This is a genomic window from Agromyces binzhouensis, from assembly GCF_004135055.1.
Lineage (GTDB): Bacteria > Actinomycetota > Actinomycetes > Actinomycetales > Microbacteriaceae > Agromyces > Agromyces binzhouensis.
In genome coordinates this window covers 1-3,675 of the sequence record NZ_SDPL01000321.1, presented here as the reverse complement: position 1 = coordinate 3,675, position 3,675 = coordinate 1, and the positions used below count along the sequence as shown (strand labels likewise).

The 3,675-nt window shown below is 73.0% G+C and carries 4 protein-coding genes; all 4 read left to right on the top strand.

Annotated elements, in window-relative coordinates; translation table 11 throughout:
• Positions 1–216: 216 nt before the first annotated feature.
• Positions 217–1,116, top strand: a complete 900-nt coding sequence (locus ESO86_RS13360) for an ABC transporter ATP-binding protein (RefSeq protein WP_129235461.1) — start codon at positions 217–219, stop codon at positions 1,114–1,116.
• Entirely contained in the window at positions 1,113–1,976 is an 864-nt protein-coding gene (locus tag ESO86_RS13355) for an ABC transporter permease (protein ID WP_129235460.1), read from the top strand. Before ESO86_RS13360 ends, ESO86_RS13355 begins: the two co-directional genes overlap by 4 nt.
• 39 nt (positions 1,977–2,015) lie before the next feature.
• Complete coding sequence (locus tag ESO86_RS13350) at positions 2,016–3,215, top strand: sensor histidine kinase (RefSeq protein ID WP_129235459.1); 1,200 nt, start codon at positions 2,016–2,018, stop codon at positions 3,213–3,215.
• On the top strand, positions 3,212–3,675 hold a 464-nt coding region (locus tag ESO86_RS13345), incomplete at its 3' end, for a response regulator (RefSeq protein WP_165307822.1). The genes ESO86_RS13350 and ESO86_RS13345, both read left to right, overlap by 4 nt.

The window sequence follows — 3,675 nt, the reverse complement described above, 5'->3', positions numbered from 1 at the left end:
GCCGACCTGCTGCGCCGGCAGGGCGAGGCGGATGCCGCGGCCTCCCGCTACCGCGACGCGATCGCGCTCGCCCGCACGGCGCCGGAGCGCCGCTTCCTCGAGCGCCGCCTCGCGGAGCTCCGCGAGCCCTGACCTCACCCTCCACCGATCGGTGGAGGCGAAGATCGACCGCTCCACGGCTGTCGTTTCGCCCCGTCGAGGAGGAGCATCGAGGGCATGGACACCAGCAGCCCCCGCGAAGCGCCCGCCGTGCGCATCCGCGGACTCCGCAAGCAGTACGCCCGCGTCGCCGCCGTAGACGGCATCGACCTCGACATCCCGCACGGCGAGACGTTCGCTCTGCTCGGCCCCAACGGCGCGGGCAAGTCGACCACGATCGAGATCCTCGAGGGCTACCGCCTCCGCACTGCGGGCGAGGTCAGCGTCCTCGGCGTCGATCCCGCCCGGGGCGGTCTCGACTGGAAGTCGCGCCTCGGCATCGTGCTGCAGTCGGGCACCGAGAGCGGCGCGATGACCGTGCGCGAGCAGCTCGCGCACTTCGCGGGCCTCTACCCGCGCTCGCGCGACGTCGACGAGGTGGTCGCCGCCGTCGGGCTCGAGGAGAAGGCGCGCACGCGCGTCGCGAAGCTCTCGGGCGGTCAGCGACGACGCCTCGACGTCGCCCTCGGCATCATCGGACAACCCGAACTGCTGTTCCTCGACGAGCCGACGACCGGGTTCGACCCCGAGGCCCGACGCGAGTTCTGGGACCTGATCCGGTCGCTGAAGCGCGATGGCACGACCATCCTGCTCACGACCCACTACCTCGACGAGGCCGAGCAGCTCGGGGACCGGGCGGGCATCATCATCGGCGGGAAGCTCGTCGACGTCGGCCGCGTGCACGAGCTCGGCGGTGCCGAGGCGCGGGTGCCCATCGTCCGCTGGACCGACCCCGACGGCACTCCGCGCGAGTCGCGCACCGAGCGCCCGGCCGAGTTCGTGGCCTCCGTCGCCCGGGACTGCGGCGGCGAGCCCGCCGACCTCGAGGTCATCCGACCGAGCCTCGAGGACATCTACCTGGACCTGGTCCGCGCCTCCGGTGCGGAGATCATCGACACCGAGGAGGCTCTCGCATGAGCACCACCGACCTGACCACCGTGGCCGGCACCGCCGCCGGCACCCGCCGCCCCGGGCGCCTCGCGCTCGGCGGCTCCCGCATCGGCTACGAGGTCCGGAGCTACTTCCGCTCCCCCGACGCGGTGTTCTTCACCTTCCTCTTCCCGTTCATCATGCTCGGCATCTTCACCGCCGCGTTCAGCTCGGCCGGAGACATCCAGCCGGCTCCCGGCATGGAGGGCGTCTCGGTCGGCGCGTACTACCTGCCGGGCCTCCTGGCCGCCGGCATGCTGCTCTCCGGCGTGCAGAACCTCGCGATCGACATCGCGATCGAGAAGTCCGACGGCACCCTGAAGCGCCTCGGCGGCACGCCGCTGTCGCCGGTGTCGTACTTCATCGGGAAGATCGGGCAGGTCTTCGTGACCGGCGTGCTGCAGGCCGCGCTACTCCTCGTCGCCGCGGCCACGCTGTTCGGCATCGCGCTGCCCACCGAACCCGAGAAGTGGGCGACCTTCGCCTGGGTGTTCGTGCTCGGCGTGGGCACCTCGGCCCTGCTCGGCATCGCGCTCTCCTCGGTGCCGCGCTCGGGCAAGTCCGCGGCGGCGGTCGTGATCCCGATCCTGCTCGTGCTCCAGTTCATCTCGGGCGTCTACCTGCAGTTCTACCAACTGCCCGAGTGGATGCAGAACGTCGCGAGCCTCTTCCCGCTCAAGTGGATGGCGCAGGGCATGCGCGCCGTGTTCCTGCCCGAGGACTTCGCGGTACTCGAGCAGAACGGCGCGTGGGACCTCGGCTGGGTCGCGGTCGCGCTGCTCGCCTGGCTCGTCATCGGCCTGGTCCTCAGCCGCCTCACCTTCCGCTGGATCCGGCGCGACGCGTGAGCGCTGCGCGACGCGAGAACCCTGTGGGAGCCTGAGTCCATGCAGAACGTGCGGTGGTGGGATGCCGCGGCGGTCGCGGTCGCGGTCGTGATCGCCGCGGTCTCCCTGCTCGACCCGCCGTTCGGCGCCGACGACATCGGCGTGTGGGCGGTCGCGGGCGCGTTCCTCCTGGTCCACCTGGCGTGGGGCCGACGGTGCGTGCCGGTCGCGACGACCCGCGCGCACCTGGCGGTCTCGATCACGTACGCGGTGCTCCTCGCGGTCGGCACGGCGATCGAGCCGTCGTTCGCGATCCTGCAGGCGTTCCTCTACCCGTTCGTCTGGTCGACCTCGCCGTCGACGCGCAGTGCGATCATCGCGAACCTCGCCATCGCCGTCGCGATCGTGTTCGGCTACGCAGCTCGGTCGGGGCCCGCGGGCCTCGTCACCGGTTCCGCGATCGCGGCGCTCTCGGTCGGCTTCAGCATCGCGCTCGGCCTCTGGATCACGCGCATCGCGCAGTTCGGCGAGGAGCGCGCTCGCCTGCTCGAGGAGCTGCAGGCGGCGCAGGGCCAGCTCGCCGCCATGCACCGCGACGCGGGCGTGGCCGACGAGCGGGCGCGGCTCGCCCGCGAGATCCACGACACGATCGCGCAGAGCCTCACCGGGATGGTGATGGTCGCCCAGCGCACCGAGCGACGGCTCGCCGGAGTGGACGGCGAGGCCGCGGCATCCGCTCGGGGCGACGTCGAGCTCATGGAGCAGATGGCCCGCGAGGCGCTCACCGAGGCGCGCGGGCTCGTCGCGTCGCTCGCGCCGATCGAATCCGACGGCGGCCTGGGCGAGGCGCTGCGGCGACTCGCGGCGACGTTCGAGCGCGAGACCGGCGTGCGCGTGTCGGTGACGACGGATGCCGCGGGGCTCGACCGTGAGCTCGAGGTCGTGCTGCTGCGCTGCGCGCAGGAGGCACTCGCGAACGTCCGCAAGCACGCGCGCGCGAACGTGGCCGAGATCGTGGTCACCACGGCGGGCGTGCCGCCCGAGATCGTGCTCGCGGTCCGCGACGACGGCGTCGGACCCGGCGACGCCGTGCCCGGCGACGGCGGCTTCGGGCTCGTCGGCATGCGCGATCGGGTCTCGCTCGTGGGCGGGCGGCTCGAGTTCGGCGCCGGCCGCGACGGCGGGACCGTGCTGCGGGTGGTCGTCCCCTCGCGCCGAGCAGAGGAACGACGCGACGCGACGGCGGGAGCCGACGCATGAGCGAGCCGATCCGGGTCGTGGTCGCCGACGACCATCCCATCGTCCGCGCCGGCATCGTCGGGCTGCTCGATTCCGAGCCCGGCATCGAGGTGGTCGGCGAGGCCGTCGACGGCGGGGAGGCGGTCGCGCTCGCGACCGAGCTGCAGCCCGACCTGGTGCTCATGGACCTGCGGATGCCCGTGCTCGACGGCGCCGCCGCGACGGAGCGCATCGTGGCATCCGTCGGCGGGACCGGCACCCGGGTGCTGGTGCTCACGACGTACGAGACCGACGACCACATCCTCGCCGCGATCGAGGCGGGTGCGAGCGGGTACCTGCTGAAGGCCGCACCGCAGGAGGAGATCCTCGCCGGCATCCGCTCGGTCGCCGCCGGCGAGACCGTGCTCGCCCCGTCGATCGCGGCGAAGCTCGTCGCACGCGTGCGCACGGGGGCGACGGCCGCGGCCGACCCCGCGCCGAC